The 17,175-nt window shown below is 47.1% G+C and carries 11 protein-coding genes; 2 read left to right on the forward strand and 9 right to left on the reverse strand.

Annotated features, from left to right (window positions below; translation table 11 throughout):
- The first annotated feature begins 35 nt into the window (after positions 1–35).
- Positions 36–2,384, forward strand: a complete 2,349-nt coding sequence (locus ACTHPM_RS14085; RefSeq protein WP_440395730.1) for a helix-turn-helix domain-containing protein — start codon at positions 36–38, stop codon at positions 2,382–2,384.
- A gap of 84 nt (positions 2,385–2,468) precedes the next feature.
- Here ACTHPM_RS14085 and ACTHPM_RS14090 read toward each other — a convergent pair whose 3' ends face one another.
- From ACTHPM_RS14090 to ACTHPM_RS14120, 7 genes are all read right to left on the reverse strand, one after another.
- Entirely contained in the window at positions 2,469–7,211 is a 4,743-nt protein-coding gene (locus ACTHPM_RS14090; protein WP_440395729.1) for a CehA/McbA family metallohydrolase, read from the reverse strand.
- A 119-nt stretch (positions 7,212–7,330) separates the two neighbouring features.
- Positions 7,331–8,437 carry an SGNH/GDSL hydrolase family protein gene (locus ACTHPM_RS14095; RefSeq protein ID WP_440395728.1) on the reverse strand — a complete coding sequence of 369 codons (1,107 nt, stop codon included), beginning with the start codon at positions 8,435–8,437 and terminating at the stop codon, positions 7,331–7,333.
- A gap of 45 nt (positions 8,438–8,482) precedes the next feature.
- On the reverse strand, positions 8,483–9,247 hold the full coding sequence (locus tag ACTHPM_RS14100) for a Cof-type HAD-IIB family hydrolase (RefSeq protein WP_440395727.1): 765 nt from the start codon (positions 9,245–9,247) through the stop codon (positions 8,483–8,485).
- Complete coding sequence (locus tag ACTHPM_RS14105) at positions 9,244–10,080, reverse strand: carbohydrate ABC transporter permease (RefSeq protein WP_440395726.1); 837 nt, start codon at positions 10,078–10,080, stop codon at positions 9,244–9,246. Before ACTHPM_RS14105 ends, ACTHPM_RS14100 begins: the two co-directional genes overlap by 4 nt.
- A 30-nt stretch (positions 10,081–10,110) precedes the next feature.
- Positions 10,111–11,070, reverse strand: a complete 960-nt coding sequence (locus ACTHPM_RS14110) for a carbohydrate ABC transporter permease (protein WP_440421575.1) — start codon at positions 11,068–11,070, stop codon at positions 10,111–10,113.
- A gap of 111 nt (positions 11,071–11,181) precedes the next feature.
- Entirely contained in the window at positions 11,182–12,645 is a 1,464-nt protein-coding gene (locus ACTHPM_RS14115) for an ABC transporter substrate-binding protein (protein ID WP_440395724.1), read from the reverse strand.
- Between the two features lie 168 nt (positions 12,646–12,813).
- Positions 12,814–13,323, reverse strand: a complete 510-nt coding sequence (locus tag ACTHPM_RS14120; RefSeq protein ID WP_440421577.1) for a YdcF family protein — start codon at positions 13,321–13,323, stop codon at positions 12,814–12,816.
- 407 nt (positions 13,324–13,730) lie between these two features.
- On the opposite strand from ACTHPM_RS14120, the gene ACTHPM_RS14125 reads away from it, so the two are divergent.
- Positions 13,731–14,894: an ROK family protein gene (locus ACTHPM_RS14125; RefSeq protein ID WP_440395722.1), complete on the forward strand. Its 1,164-nt coding sequence runs from the start codon at positions 13,731–13,733 to the stop codon at positions 14,892–14,894.
- Between the two features lie 168 nt (positions 14,895–15,062).
- On the opposite strand, the gene ACTHPM_RS14130 is transcribed toward ACTHPM_RS14125, so the two are convergent.
- A complete protein-coding gene (locus ACTHPM_RS14130; protein ID WP_440395721.1) occupies positions 15,063–15,794 on the reverse strand; it encodes a HEAT repeat domain-containing protein in 732 nt (243 codons plus the stop codon).
- 41 nt (positions 15,795–15,835) lie between these two features.
- Complete coding sequence (locus ACTHPM_RS14135; RefSeq protein WP_440395720.1) at positions 15,836–16,891, reverse strand: ankyrin repeat domain-containing protein; 1,056 nt, start codon at positions 16,889–16,891, stop codon at positions 15,836–15,838.
- Positions 16,892–17,175 lie beyond the last annotated feature (284 nt).

The raw sequence follows: 17,175 nt of genomic DNA on the forward strand, positions 1-17,175 counted from the left end.
AAGCGCTGCCACATATGCAGTAAGGGGGGATTGCCGTGAGAGGACTTCTGGCTATGAAAAACAATTCCATGTTCGTTAAACTACTCTTATCCATGACCGCCATCACGTTGATCACCGTTGTTCTCATTTCTTCGGTCACCTACATGATTTCGGCTGATAACAGCGTTCGCAACTCGATCGGATCCAATGAATCCGTCCTGACTCAGCAGCAGGAACTGATTCAGAAGGAGCTGACTACCATCAGAAATGCGGCCAACAGTCTGCTTATGGCTCAATCCTACTTGTACCAGACCATCGGAGGCAAGCTCTCCGTCAGTTCCTTAATCGATTTAACCACGCTTGTAGAGGAACAAAAAAAGCTCAGCCCCTACATCGATTCCATTTATTTGTACTATGCTCCGCTTGAGCTTGTCCTGACATCGCGTCCGGAGGTAAAAACATCTCCAATCATGAGCTTTGCCGATCAGTCGTGGCTGGATAGCTTAAATCAAGAATCTGGATCCCGTACAGTGTGGATAACCGGACGAAAGAACGGTTTTTCCCCGGATCATCCTGCGACAACCCTGCTTCAAAAGATGCCGCTCATCGGCCATGTGAATGGCGCCATCGTCATCAATTTGAATCTGGATCGGCTCTTCGCCGACTACTTAAGTCATTACAAGAGCAAAAAAGGCACGATCATGGTGATCGGTCCGCAAGGTGAGCTTCTCTATTCCGATGCTCCGGATGGAGAAACGCTTCTTCGGCAATTGGATGCAGAACAGATTACACCTGACAGCGGCTACTATATCGGCGATTCCGACCAGATCGTAACCTACACGGCATCGAACATGACGGGCTGGCGATTCGTCGATATCACCGAGCGATCCGTCCTCCTGCAGGGCATGGACCGTATTAAGATTATCGTTTGGACCGTCGCCATCCTTTATATAACGGCTGCGGTTGTCATTTCCTATTATGTATCGAGAAGATTGTATCGCCCGCTTCAGAGCGTCATTTCCTATATCGTGAACTCGGAAGAATCTGACCGGCGCGATAAATCCGGCGTTCCAAGCCGTACGGACGAAGCCGGCTTTATCCGGCATTCATTCGAGCAGATGACACATCACCGCGATATCTTGATGAAAGAGAAACGGAAAGTGGATGAACTCCTCACCGGCAACCGTACGGCCATCAAGGAAAAGTATTTGAACGATTTAATCCAGGGAAACGGGCGGGAAGAACCGGCAAGCGGATCCGACCATGCGGCCGAGCTGCTTGGACTACAGCTTGATTTCAACCGTTTTGCCATCCTGACGATCGAACTGGAAGATCAACATCCGTTAAAGGGATCGGAGGATATATTCCACTCCCACCTGCTCCAGTATGGTCTGGTGGAAGAGCTTGGAGAAGATATCGACGGGGAAATCTTCGTCAAAGACAGCAGGCATACTGTCATCCTTCTCTCCATACAGCCGGATGCCGAAGATACCTTTCCGTTAGAGCAAGCCGCGAGCCTCAAGCAATATTTTCTCAGTCGTTACGGGATCTCAGTGACCATTGCCGTCAGCCGTGTTCACTCCGGGGAGCCCTCTGTGCGTACGGCTTACAATGAAACGCAGGAAGCTCTAAATATGAAGATATACATCGGTAAGGGCGAAATTCTGCCTTATTCCATCCTGGATGAGTGGACATCGGAAGAAGGCTCCTACTATTATCCTTATGAGCTTGAGACGAAGCTCCAGCAATCCCTTTTGCAGACGGATAAAGAGGAATGTACGGCAGTGATTCGGGCAATCACCCGGGAGGTGCTTGACCAAAGGCTGGGCAAAGCCAATATCCACCAGCTGTATGTGCAGCTAAGCGGCGAGCTGGTCAAGACACTCGTTCAGACCGGCGGTGAGGTGTCTGCTGTATTCGGTGAAGGTTCATCCTATACCGATGCTCTGGCCCGCGCGGAAACCGTGCAGGATATGGAGGCATGCGTCTTAACGATGTGCAGTAAAATCATTGACTACCACCGGGAGAAACGCTCCAAAATGACGGATGTGACGCTGCAGCTGGCAACGGAGTATATGGACAACAATTTCAACAATAATATTTCCGTGGATAGCGTGGCGGAGCATGTCAAACGCAGCACGTCCTATTTGGGGCGCATCTTCAAGGAATCGAGAGGCATGACCGTCAATGATTATCTCATTCAGCTTCGCATCAAGCGCGCCATGGAGCTGTTGAAGGAGACGGATGCTTCCGTGGAGGAGATTTGCCGGGAGATCGGCTACGCGAACGTCAGCTATTTCAACAAAATCTTTAAGGCCAGAACCGGACTTACGCCGGGCCAATTCCGCCACCAACAAGCCGCGGAGCAGCGCTTGGCCCAGGGAAAGGATCCCAAGACTTCCTGATTTGGATTAAAAAGCCCAAAGAGATGGTTATCCACTCTTTGGGCTTTATGTTGGTATAACCTTCGAAGCTCAAGCTTCACCTGACTACCTGGCTTCTTCGTTGCCTTCCGGTACCGATCGTAAAACAGGCCGTCTAGCAATATCGTCCCATCGCCAAATCGCGTTAAAGTCCCACACCAACCTCTCCGTATAAGTGGATGGAGTCTCTATTTCCGTTTGAGACAGGCCTAATCCTTTAAGGGTTGTTAACGCTCCTTCAGCAACCCCTTCCTTATTCACAACCATGCCGTCAAATGCGTAATTATTGCCGAGAGTGGCGGTGTGTCCTGCAAGAACCCGGCCCATCACCCGGTTCGCCATCGTTGGCGCCGTAACCGAAGGGTTCAGGGCAATGACATTTCTGACGACCGTATCATTGTATCCGTAGCCAGTCACTCCGCCTGCATTGCTTTTAAGCGCCCGAACGGTTCCGATTGCATACACATTTTCCGTTAAACTGCCTGAGTTTGTAATTCCGATGAGGCCGCCGGCCTGACTTACCTGAGCGGTGACATCCGCGGTAGAATAGCTGTTTCTTACGATGCCGTTGGAATAGCCGGCCAGACCTCCGACCGTGCTTGCGCCTTCAATGGAGCCCGATACATAGCTATTCTCTACCGTTCCGTTGTTCGTATTAACAAGTATGCCTATATTGCTCCCGCCAGTGACGCTGGCATCGATCACAGCAATGTTCTTAATCACTCCGCCATTGAGATGAAATAAGCCGCCATTTACGGATGTAAAATGCTTTAATGATTTATAATTTCCATCCAACGTGCCGAGGAAAGGCGTCCCTTTGAATAGGGGTTCGAACAACTGCCCTTCCAAATCAAGATCGTTGCCCAATATATAATTTTCATTCGGAAATTCTGGAATGGTCTTTAATTCGCTTATCGAACGGATGATATAGTACCCATCTTCGTTTTGTTCAAGCTTCGGTTTTGGAGTGCTGCCTTCGTTAATGGGTTCCAAATTACTTTGCAATAATGGACGCTTGGCATCTTCATTCCAGATCCAGACCGAATCAAAGTCCCAACCGAGGGTCTCTTTGAAAAATGATGGCTTCGTGAATGCTTCTGCACCCACCCCCTGGCCTTTCTCATTGTTGGGATCAGCAACTGTAACGTTCTCACTGCTGACAAACATATTTTTATCGGCGTAATTGTTCACTAAAGTCGCTGTCTCCCCAGCCAAGATCCTGCCGACAATTCGGTTCGATGCCGTACCTGTAACAATAGACGGATTTAATGCCATACTATTCTGAATAACCGTATTGTTATAACCGTACCCGCTGATGCCGCCAGCATTGGATTCTTCTGCTTGCACGGCTCCCGTGGCATAGACCTGTTCGGTTATGCTCCCCCGGTTCGTTATCCCGATCACACCGCCTGCTTGCTTTCCGCGAGCGCTGACACGAGCTGTTGAATAACTGTTTCTTACGGTACCGTTCGAGAACCCCACAAGCCCGCCAACGGTAGAATTGCCCCGAATAGCTCCGGTACTGTAGGCATTCTCCACCATTCCATCGTTCTGATCTACCAGGATCCCAATATTACTGCGTCGTACGTCGATGTCAGCATGGATGATCCCTACATTTCGAATTGTCCCTTGATTGACAGCAAAGAGACCCGCACCGCCCGAGGAGACAATAACGCCTGTAACCGTATGCCCTTGCCCGTCAAACGTACCCGTAAATGGAACACCATTCGCGCCAATGGCTTCAAAGAACAACCCGTTCCCGGCAATATCCCGCTCTAAAATAAAATGTTTGTCCGGGAATTCCTGCATTTTATGAAGTCCGCTGGCACTTTTGATTTGATATGGGTTCGCTTCCGAACCATCGCCCAGCATTCCGTCTTGAACGATTAGCGGGTCCGTCAACGGCTTTTGATCGATTGGATTATTCACCAATTTAACGATGACCGTATGTTCATCGCCAAATGCAAGCGGGGTATCCAATACGATGATTTGTTCACGTCCGAGATGTTCCAGCGTTGCTTCTTGCATAACCGTTTCGAGCAGCTGTTCACCGGTATCATCCCGCTTTTCCGCGATCACGGTGACACGTTCAAGCGAGCCCGGGTAATTCAGGACCCCAACGCCCTTCAAGACGTTATTTTCTACGATGGCGCTCGTTAGGCTCATATAATCTTGGGGTTGGTTTATCGAAAAAGAATCCATTTCAACACCGTCGCTGTTGTAAGCTTTCAACGTGAGCGATTGATCGTTTGATTCCAAAATAACCCCCGTCTGCTTATGTTCATCATAAACGATATGATCCCAGTCAAAGGATTGGTTATCGTAGAACGTCGGACCTGATGAACCCATAGTCACAAACGTCGTTCCTAATTTCATCGCTTCTTCCGATGTATCTTTTACACCTTTACGTATGGTCGTCCGTTTATACACATGATCATGACCGCCAATATACAAACTAACGCCAAGCCGTTCAAATGCTTGAGACAATTTCACTCTCATGATATCCATACCGGTCTCATCGCCAGATTGGCCGCCATAATAAGGATAATGCCCCATAACGATTTTCCACTTCTTGTCGGTTGCCCGCATATCTTTGTCCAGCCATGACAGCTGCTTGTCGAAATCCAGCACAGCATTCAGAACAGCAATATGCATATCGCCATGATCAAACGAGTAATTCGTTTCCCGGTAACTCCCCTCCCCGTTCTTCGGCAGGTTGAAAAACCCGGCGAACGGCCCGAGTTTCCGCTCCGTCGCAAGTTCACGGTCCCCGACCATATGAGCCGAAATCAGACCCAACTGGTTGTTGTAAATGTTGCTAAACACATCATTCCATGCAGACATATTACCGCCGTTTTCGACCAGGTCTCCGACTTGAATCACCGTCTGTCCGTTGGGATTTTTCTCCCGCAGAACGTCCAGCATATGGTTAAAGAGCTGGAAGCTTGCCGGATTTCGATCCGGAACTTCAAGATCCCCCATGACATACATAACGGATTCCTCTGAAGCTGGCGCGGTCCTGAAGCTATAACTGCTGCTCCAAGGCCCAGTCGGTGAAATCCCATACCGATAGTCATACGCAGTCCCTAATTCAAGGTCTGTGATATTCGCTTCATGAGCTGCAAGCACGCGATAATTACTTTTCGCAAACGTATCACCGTAGGCTGCTTGAAAATAAGAGACTTTTGCCTGTACCTCTTCAGCATGGTCCCATGTCGTCTCTGACACCGGTTTATACTGAACATACGACGTTTCTAATGCTTTATCCGTCACCAGATTGATTCCCACTTCATGTTCGTTTGCACCCACATTGACAATGGGTTGAAATTCATTCAAAATTTTATCGGCATCCAGCTTTTGCTGATCAACAAGTAATCGGATAAGTTCAACACGCGTGTTACCTTGAGCGTCGGTTGCCGCATATTTAATGTAATATTCCCCGTACATGTCTACCTTGAAATGCTGGTCCGTAACCGTTACTTCTCCCTTATCATTTAAGACGATGGCTTTCACCGGTAAAGATTGACCACGGTTATCCGTCGCCGAAGCGCTCAGCACTTCCACTTGATCCCCAAGCTTTAGGGTCGCCGGGTATTGTCCTTGAACGGTAATTTCAGGCGCATGCACGGTGCCCCTCGTTTCATCACCAATCCAAATGGGAGCACTTATGGCTTCTTCACCGTCTGCCTGGAAAGCTCGAACGAGAAAATAATCTCCATCGCTGCTGGCTAAGTTTACTTCCTTTTTGAATTGATTGCTGGCAATATGATGGTACTCTTGGACGACTTCACCGCTGTTCTTATAAACGACGACTTTATCCAAAGCATCGCTCGCATCAGGGTCATTGATCTGTATTTTAAGATTTATTTTCTTCGTATTGGCTGGAAGGATCGCCCCCATCATCTGGCCTTTTGCCGAAACCGCCATTTCTAAGTTGCGGTCAAATGATACATAGGTGTTATGGTTTCGCATGGCCTCGTAAAGACCTTCTCTGGTTAAATGATCCGCCCAAATACCGGTCACATGGGGTTGAACCATTCCCCAATTTCCTTTGTGTTCGTCTCCGCCAAACACTGGAGAGACATGCCAGCCCCGATCTAATGCCTTGGTATAGATGGCAAAATCATTGGAGGATTTGTATTCCATCGTATTGAGGTTTTTGTCAACGTCCCGGTTATAGTGTTTAAATTCATTGAAACTCCAATTCCCTGACGAGCGTGGATGATTAAATTGAGCAATCGCATGAGGGTCTTGGGCAAGTCTTGCGTAAAAGGTTGGCAAATCATATTTGATGTCGCTCCAGCCCCAAGTGCCATCCGCTCCCACTCCATGTGTTCTGGCAAACCAAGGGGCATTAAATAAGTTGATATGGCCCGATTCATCATACCAGGTCACCTCCGTACCAGGGAGCGTAATAAATTCGTTATCACGATTGTGAGCATCTGATTGCTCATGCAGCAACTTGTATTCATCGGAATAAGAGTCTTGAACATTCGTAATAAAATCACTGCCCGTACTGATGTCATACGTCACGTCGTGTTCCGTCACTGCATAAAAATCAAAGTCTGTATTAGCCTTCACAAAATTGTAAGCATCATTAGGGAGCAGTATCCCGTCACTGAGCGATGTATGGGTATGCATATGACCTTTATACAGCGAAGCTCCCAAGTACTTAGCTCTGTCTTTTTTTGAAGCACTTTTTTCTATATCCGAAGACGCAGATACATTGTTGCTGTAACAAAGACTAACAACCCCCGCAATGAAACAAGCCATCACAATAAAAGGCAGACTACTTCTTTGGCATTTCAATCCAAATCCTCTCCTTTTTCGGCTTCATTGATATTTCAGGTGTGATAAACCTGATAAACAAACAGCCCCTAAACCAAACCATGCAGTCTAAGGGCTGTTCATATCATCAATCTTGTTCATCACAGTTTTAACAACGGCTTAATGATCGGTGCAAGCGACTGTGCCATGCGCAAAAATCCGAGGTCCGTCGGATGTGTTCCGTCAACCGTGCAATCATGGATGAATTCATCGCCCAGCAGCTTAAAACCGTCAGCGAAATGAATATTGAGGTCCCCTTCTGCCCGCCTCTGTTCAACATTCTCGATCTGAATCCGCCTGCGGCGATCATTCAGCTCCCTTCTCTCCATATAGAACTGGTCTTCGGCAGTGCAAATCCTGGAGACGACTAATATAGGAACTTCGGGATGCCGCTCTCTCAAAATTTGGATGAACGCAGGCAGCGTGCGTGCGATGCTACCGGCCTCGCCCGTATTCCCTTCATAATCAAGAACGAAGAGAGCCGGATCCTCGATTTCCGACATGATCTGCGCGAGTTCCGGCTCTCCCTTGCCATTCCCCGAGAAGCCAAGATTGACAAACTCCACCGGAATCATACGGCTAAGAATATTCGTATAGGCCATACCCGGCCGGGAGGCACATCCTCCCTGCGTGATCGAAGTTCCATATATAATAACGGGTTTACCGCTTGCATAGGCAGGTGCAGCGCTGATGACAGCATCCTGATCTACACCAATCCACACCTCTTCTACCCCTTGGTAGAGCGGCATATTCAAAGTAACAGCTACATCTTTTTTCGTATCCCACTGATAGAACTGTGATTCATATTCACTTTCCGTCGGTTTGAATTTAGCCGTGGTGATATAGCTCTGCTCTCCCGGCTCTCCAAGATAGCAGTCAACCCCGCACTGCCCTGTCGCAGGCATATGGTACATATTAGCGGGTCCGGCAAGACGCACTCTGATGACCAGTCTTGAAGAATTGGTACGAAAGCGAATTTGCCCGCCCGCCGTACAATAAGCAAGCGTATCCACCGCAGGCGGCAAGACACCCCCGGAAGCCAAGGGCAGGCGTCTGTATATCCCATCCTGCGCAAGCCATGGGAAACCCGCAATGTGAAAGGGTGCTTCAAGCGGAGAATACCATTGTAACTGTTCGCCATGGGCTGTCTCCGTGTATGTCGTCCCGTCAATTTGATCCAAGTTTATCTCTTTCGATTGTACGTTCATCTCTTTTTACTCCCTCGCTATGATACTAGAATACCTTTGCTGCCTTCAGTCCAATTCAAATACATATTTCCGAATCGCTTGAGCAACGCCGTCCTCGTTGTTGGCAGCCGTGATGACGTCCGCTATGGATTTGATGTGCTCTTCCCCGTTAGCCATCGCCACGCCTAGACCTGCCGCTTTCAGCAGCTTCGCGTCATTATTGCTGTCTCCCATGGCAATCACATCGGACATAGACAAGCCCAGCAGCTTACAGACCTGGCGCACTCCGCTTTCCTTCGTAATGCCCAGCACTGAAATCTCCATATTGACTGGGGCAGAATGGGTAATCTCAAGCGTTCCCAAGCGAAGCAGCTCTTCCTTTATTTCCGCGAGCTTCCGCTGATCGTGGCTGCCGATGCCGAATTTCATCCAATCCCGCTCGAACATCTCCGGCGTCCAGTCCTTGTCACCTGTCAGGCTTTCCACACTGTAGCCCCAATACCACTCGCCATGTTCAGCAGCAATGGCATGAATGCGGCGGATCATGTCCCGAGGAATAAAGACGCGCTGATGAAGCCTGCCCGGTCCCTCCCACACTTCTGCGCCATTCAGCAGCACCATCGGGGAATCAAGCCCTAGCTCATCCCAGAAGCCCTTTGTATTCTGCAAGCCTCTTCCGGTGGAAAATATCACTTTGACGCCGTGCTCCACGGCAACTTGAAGCCACTTTTGGGTCTCTTCCGTAATCTGCTTGTCATCCGTCAGAAGCGTTCCGTCCAGATCCAATGCCATCAGCTTATATTTCGCCTTCATGGGCTGCACCGTATTCATCCCTTCACCGCTCCCATGGTCGCGCCTTCCATCAGAAGCTTTTGGAAGAAGACGTACATAATGATGGACGGCACCATCGCAATGGTTACACCGGCAAACAATGTGACCCAATCCGCAGTAAACTCCATTTGCTTATTGGCAGAATACATTTGCACCGCAATGGGATATTTCTTCGGATCGCTCAAATAGATAAACGGCGCTAAGAAATTGTTATAGAACCCTAGGAACTTAAATACGCCAACGGTAACGATTCCCGGTGTAGACAAAGGAACAATCACGCGCCAAAACTTCTGGAATAATGTAGCGCCATCCATCGTTGCGCTCTCCTCAAGCTCCATTGGCAGAGAGCTCATAAATCCTCCGAGCAGCATCAGATAGAACACGCTCTCACCCAAACTGGACAGGAGAATTAATCCGGTCAAGCTATTGGTCAAGCTCAGTTCCCTCATAATGACGTACTGGGGTACAAGCGCATTGATGCCGGGCAGGAACAGGGACAGCATAATCAAACCCCAAATCAGTTTTCTGCCTTTGAACTGCATTCGAGTCAGCGCATAGGCGTTAATTGTCGTGAAGAAAAGTCCAAGCACCAGACTTCCGCCAACATAATAAAGAGTATTGAGAAGCGATTGCCCAAAACCGTATTGATTCCAAGCCTTCGAATAATTCTGCCATCTCAGTTCCGCAGGCAGCGACCATATATCTTTAAAAAACTCAGGATTGCTTTTTAACGATTCGTAAATCACCCAGATTAAAGGAAATAATATAGTCAGCGACCAGGCATACAACACCACACGCCACACAATGTCCATTAACGTTCGTTTTTCCTTCAAGCGATATCCCTCCGGACCTTCATATGGAAACTAATACTCGTAGCCTTCGTTCGGCACAAATTTATCAATTAACAGCTTGGCTGATACTAAGATCACGAACAGAATCATACCGACGGCGGAAGCGTAGCCGTAATTCCGATATTCGATGCCAAACGCCAAGTTAAACATGTAGAGGCCAATGACGTCCGTTGACCCGAATGGCCCTCCATTCGTCATAATGAGGATGATTTCAAAGCCCTTCATGGTGCCGACGACGAGGAACAACGCACTGACGCGGATAATGGGCGTAACGAGCGGCATTGTAATTTTGAACAAGCGTGTCATATGTCCGGCTCCTTCAAGAATCGCCGCCTCGTACAATGACTTTGGAATCCCCAGCATCGCATTGGCAAAGATGATGACGTACAAGCCTACGCCGCCCCACACCCAAGCCGGGATGATGGCTGCAAGCGCGGTGTTTGCATTGCCCAACCAATAGAAATTCCCTGTGTCGATTCCGACGAACTTCAGCATCCCATTCAGCAAACCGTACGATCCGTCATAAATGAAAGCCCAGAGGAGAGCGACGACGACCGTCGACAAAACGTTCGGGAAGAAGAACAATACTTTCAATAATTTATTTTCTCTATACGTCTTATTGGTAATTAAATAGGCCAGGAGCAGGGAGATGATAATAACAAAGAAAGGCACAGTTATCATAAAAATCAAATTGTGGGTAAGCGCACGCCACACATATTTATCCTGAAATGCGGTAACGAAATTGGACAGCCCGACAAACTCCGCATCCGTAAACCCGTCCCAATTGAGCATCGAATAATAAACGGATAAAATGTTCGGAAACAGCGTAAAAAGCAAATAGCCTCCAAAGGTAGGCACGATGGCTATGAACAGAAATATCCACTTCTGCGTATTTGCTTTATCCAGACCCAAAAGCTTGTGCATCGAGGTCTTAGGGGTCTTCCGGGTCCTCACAACGGTAGAATCAGACACATGAGTCAACTCCTATCTCACTGGACGTGTATATCATTTTCAGTGTGAAGCCACTGGAATCTCACCAGTTAAACGGAAGAGCGGAGATGCATCCTCCCCGCTCCACACGTCTTATTTTTTCTTTTCCGCCTCTACAGCTTTCTTCAGCAGCTCTTCAGCTTGCTCCAGAATCGGCTTCGGATCCTGCATGCCCATGGCAAATTTCACGATATTCTCATCTAATAATTTTTCCGCTTGAGCAAGGTTCGGGTCTGAAATACTGATAGACCGGCTTGCTTTATACGTTTGTGCTTTGTTATCCGCAATGTACTTCAGAACAGATTGGGCGGAGCTGGAAAGATTGGCCGTTCTGGCAGGGTCCTCCGTCAAATCCTTGCGCATCGGCAAAGCGCCTGCTTTCTCAGCCGCAAATTGTTGATTCTCGAGCGTAACCATCCATGTGATCAATTCTTTGGCCCACTTCTTGTTCAGATCCGGCTTCGCTGCCCAGATATAGTTGAAGTTTGACGTTCCGCTTCGAATCCAGAGCTTCTGATCGGTGTTATCTCTGAAGGGAACTGCCATGTAGCCCCATTCAAAATCCTCAGGTGTTGCTTCCTTCATCTCGTTCTCGACATGAGTTCCTGTCGATACCATCGCCGCTTGCCCCTGAATAACCTGCATTTGCGATTGCGTATGGTTTAATGCCGGTAGTCCTTCCGCAAAATATCCTTGCTTTCCAAGCTCATAGATGCGCGTCCAGGTTTCTACCGTCTCTGGATTGGTGTATTGCGGCAGGCCATACGTTCTAAAATTTTCAATAAATTCATCGACATGGCCGTTGATATCAGCCAGCTCAAAATTTTTGGCTGTTCCGAAAGCCCAGTTATGATAGCTTGGATGAATACCCGGGAACGTTATGGGAGCAATGCCGTCCGCTTTAATGTCTGCCAGAAGCGCCTTAAATTCCTCCCACGTGTTCGGATTTTGGTTCCAGCCATGCTCTTCGAATAGCTTTTTGTTAAAGAACAGCCCGCCAAAGCTGCTCGCCGTAGTAAATTCGTACCTTTTCCCATTGATGAGCTGTGTTGACTCGTACATGCCGGGCATCATAAGATCCTTGACCTTTTTGTCCGGCACGTCCGGCAGGGGGTATTCCCAGATGTCATCCATCGGTTCAAGCTTGCCTGCTTCCGCGAGCCCGACAATCCCACCCGCCGGATCTGTATTGAACAGATCAAACATGTCCTTATCTTTGCCTGCCGAGATTTTGGTAGAAAGGATTGTCTTCATATCCGCTGAAGCCGTGATGTCTACTTTGACATTGGGATACTTCTCCGTGAACGATTTAACCGCATAATCGAACCACTCCCGGCCATACCCCCCTACAAAAAAGCCTACCTTTAGCGTTACTTTCTCATTCTTCGGCAATCCGTTCTCATAGACTTCTGCTTCTGAGGATACACCCGGCTTATCCGAACCCGCAGAAGTTGTACCTGAGCCAGCCTCATTCTTGCCGCTGTTTCCACCGCAACCCGCCAGCATCGTTAACGATAATACCGCCGCAACAATCATGGATCGTTTCATTTTAAACATATTTTCGCTCCCCACTAATTAATAAATAAATTGGATTAACTATTCAAGCATAACTGCGATTTGTTAATCAGCAATCAACCCAGCGTAAAAATCCTTAGCAAATAAGCACTGAATTCATCTGTTAATCCCTCGCATCTCTCTTACATGCAAACGCTTACACAATAAAGATTAATTAGCCAGGTCATTCATGACCCTCTCAATAATGGGAAGCGTTAATCGAAATGCCCGAATTTCCAAGAAGGTCAATTTAAGCTGGAATCCCACAATGCTCCTGAGGCTTCGATTCGCGCAGTAACCGCCTTTCATGCCAAGACGTTGCATAATATATTTCGTGCGGCGGACATGAAATAAATTCGTTATGACCATAAAAGAATTTAGCTGATACTGCTCCATCAACTGCTTGCTGTAGATCAAATTCTGGACCGTGTTTCTTGACTTTTCTTCTTTTAATACGCTTTCTGCCGGAACGCCCTTCTCAACCAGATACTTCTTCATCAGCTCCGCTTCCGAATGGCGTGAACCAACCGCTCCCCCCGATACAATGATATATTGGTGCCCATACTGCCGAAATCGTTTGTAAGCCTCATCGAGCCTTTCCTTAAGCAGAGGATGTATTTGGCCGTCTTTAGATACAAAGCCAAGCACAATGATCGCATCCGCCTTACCGGGTTTTAACATAACCGCATGCAGCCAGCATATGTAAGTCAGCACCGTCATCGCTGCTATTGCGATTATCCATCCATTCCATACCATTCATGACTCCTCTAGGCGTTCGGTTATTGTATTTAATCAAATCAGTTTACAAATATAATATCTTTTTTTATTATAAAGTCAATACAATCCATTAAATTTGTAAAGCAATAATTTTTCGTATTCATGGTCATATGCGGCGTAACCCTGCCATATATCGTAGTTTATTGGGATTTTCAAATGTAAGATAGTGGAGCCAACTGAACTTGCAACTTTAAATCGCCTCGTATTAGTGCTACACTTGAAGCAATTCTACGATCCTAATTTGTCAATTGTTTTGAATTGGGGTCATGTAAAATGTTGTTGGAAAGAGGATGCATATCGTGAGTGATTCAGTGAAACAAACAAGCCATATGTTATTAAAATCCATTAATCAGCAGAAGGTTCTTTACCTCATATATTCGGAGGGGACGATCTCCCGCGTAGAGCTTGCGGAAAAGACCGGACTAAGCAGACAAACCGTCACCAATATCGTGAATCGGCTGTTGGAGGATAAAACAATCGTGACAGGAGAACTTATCGACCTGGAGGCAGGCAGCGGAAGGAAAAGAGTCGGCCTTCGTATCAACAGCGGTCACTTTTATGCCATCGGGCTTGAGCTCGCCGGCAAATACATTCGCGGAAAGGTGTACAACCTTCGTCAGGAGGCTGTCGCATCTGCAGAACGCACGAGCGATAAATATGGTTCGATCGATGTGCTGATGCAGCTGCTGCATGAAGTGATCGATGAGCTGCTCACCCAAGTGCCAAAGGCCTCCAAAGTCAAAGGGATCGGAATCAGCATGCAGGGCCTGGTGGATTCTCAGCATGGCATTGTTCTGCGGACACCCGGCATAGGCGTGCATCGCCTGCCGCTCAAACAGCTGCTCGAAGATCAATACAACATCCCTGTGTATATCGAGAACGATGTCAATCTTCTCGCTGTCAACGAGAATATGAACGGCTCCTTGAAGGATTCCAATAACAATATCACCATTAAGTTTGATTATGGTACAGGCGGCGCGATCGTCCATAATAAGCAGATTATCGCGGGATCAAGCTTTGTTGCAGGTGAATTCGGGCATTATAAAGGCTTTTATGGAGAAGATGCCTATCCATGCCATTGCGGCAGATCCGGATGCTTAACCACGCTGGCTTCCAGCAGCGGACTTAGCGTTTCCATGAAATGCACACTGGAGGAATTCGCAGAAGGCATAAGAACAGGGGATCCCAGGTTCCTTCGTTTATACGAAAAAATTGTCGATGGCATCGCAATCGCCGTCACCAATATTATTACATTCATCAATCCGGACAGTCTGCTGATGACGGGCCGAGTCATTCCTGCCATCAGTCCCGAAATGTTCAACGAGATTAAATCGAGAGTGATACACCAGTTACCTGTGACCGTGAATAACGTACAATTGATCCAGCTTCATGACAAACCGGATGAAACCAAGCTTGCTGCCGGGTTAGTGATTAAACGTGCATTCGAAATACCGCTGGATACATTATCTCTTTAATACGATGATACAACCATCATAGAACGGTATGAGCACGGAGCTAACGCTTCACCATTTTCAGCACAGGTTAAACCGATCGTCCACTCGACTTATGACTTTAGCAAAGGCTGCCGTGCAGTTTTGCGTGGCAGCCTTGTGTTACTTCTAACATGATTCCTCCGTCTTTCCTCAATGGTTGTCTGTTGAATTCGCCATCTCAGTAAACTGTTTTTCCCTTATCCTTGCCAATGCTCTTTTAGCTGCCGATTTCCCATTATGCATTCCGCTAAGCGAAATCTCTAACAGCTTTTCTCTCGCAGGAATGTATCTATGAAATCCCATGATCTCACATGCTCTTTCTTGGACGTACAGATCCTCGTCATCCAGATATGGAATTAATGAATCAAGGCCGCTATTCGGTGTTAATGCCATGATTGAATATATATACTGGCAACGCAAATCATCGTCTATAGATTCGTTATCTTGTACCAAATGGTTCAACTCATCAATAGCATTCAAATCTTCTTCCGTCTGGCGACGATTTCTTTCGGTGTCTGAGGGATAGTCTTTCTTTAATTCCTCCCAGCCGACATCGGGATGAAGCTCGAGTGCTGCTATGAACGAGCTTATAGTTCTAAACCCTGGTGATATATCTGTTTCCTCATGACTGATGTAACTGATTCTATATTTGCATGCGCCTCGAAAATGTAAGCCTACGTAGTTGGAATGATCATCTGTCCATAAAGGAATCATATCCCGGTAAACCTCAATTTCAGACATATATTCCGTTGTCTCCATGATTTCATCACATTCCATGAATCTCAACAGGTACGTCTGATTCATCTGTTTATGTTTGTGATTCTCCAGCTCTTCTATTAACGCGGTCGGTAACGTGATGCTGAGTCTGTTCAAAAGTTCCATGAACATATGTCGCTCCCTTCACAAAACTTTGATTTTTCCATTTATCGCTTATAGTCAGGCTGTTCCAAAATCATAGGACTCGGATTGCTGAGCACCCAATGCACTGCCATTTCACACAATCTCGCCGGTTCATCTTGTCCATTTCCGCTGTGAAGCTTCTTCGCTAAGGTCCTTGCCTCCTCAAGTGAAGCGGGATTCAAAGGTGTTCCCAAGCTAAAAGAATGTACCAGACTATGGAGCATTTTACGAAACTCGTCATCCCAGTTTATCCCACTGTTACCCAAAATTTCGTAGGACACTTTACCCGTAATCCGGATGACTTCACCTTGTACGGTTTGTGCATGTCCTTTGGAAGGTACCAGTAAGCTCCAGAGTTCATCATGCTGCGCCTGCCACCCTTCCGTTGATACGGTTATGGAGGAGGCGCCGTCGTGTGTCTTTCGCTTCTCAACCGGAGTCACATCAAACAGCTCATAAAGACGTAAAAGCGCCTCATCGGTTTGGTTCACATATTGTTTATTAAAGCCTTCTCTGTGAAATTCAAAATCGTTTCCGATTCGCTTGATCGAATCCTTCATTGCAGGTGTTACCGCTGTTCCAGCACTAAGCAACATATCGGCAACTTCCGCCATGTTGACAATATCCGAATTTCTGCACTTGGCCAAGGCTTTTTCCAATGGAGTCTGCCCCATCTTATTTTTCGCGCTGATATTGGCGCCTCTAGTCACTAGCGCGTGAACGGCTTGGGGTTTAAAAGAACCGGCGGCGGCAAATAACGGTGTTTCATTTCGGTCATCCACAGCTTCCATATCTGCCCCCAAATCAAGCAGCAGCTCCGTATGACCACACCAACTCATTGCATGTTGGTGCAAAGGCGTTGCTCCGTAATTGTCTCTAGCATTGAGGTCAGCCCCCTGTTCCACAAGCCAGCGGATGAGTTCCTCCGGAACCTGGTAATAGCTCAAGGCTGTTGATTTGCTGTAACCGCCCTGGGCATCCAATTCACAACGGTCAAATACCTCTTTTAGCACCGCTATATCGCCTGCTTCAATAAGTTCATCAAAATTTTTCGGTAATGTTTTTTTCTTCTTGGCCATATGTGCTTTCTCTCCTTACGTCAGAGTTTATACCTATTCTTCAACACCATATAAACCCTATATTTTACCATATATTTAATTGTTGTAGTATTCATTGAAAGTAAGTTCAAGGGGCCGTTTTTCTTTAACTTCTCTTTTTGCTGTTCCTTAAAGTTCCTGGATTATATGTCGGATTAGAATTTGTTATGTCGGACTTTCTTTAGATATATAGCAAAAATAAAGTTTAAACAATAGTTTGCAGGAAATATGAAAAGAACAGACATTGAAACGTTAGTGTCTGTTCT

This window comes from Paenibacillus sp. SAFN-054 (genome assembly GCF_051966755.1).
GTDB lineage: Bacteria > Bacillota > Bacilli > Paenibacillales > Paenibacillaceae > Paenibacillus_AQ.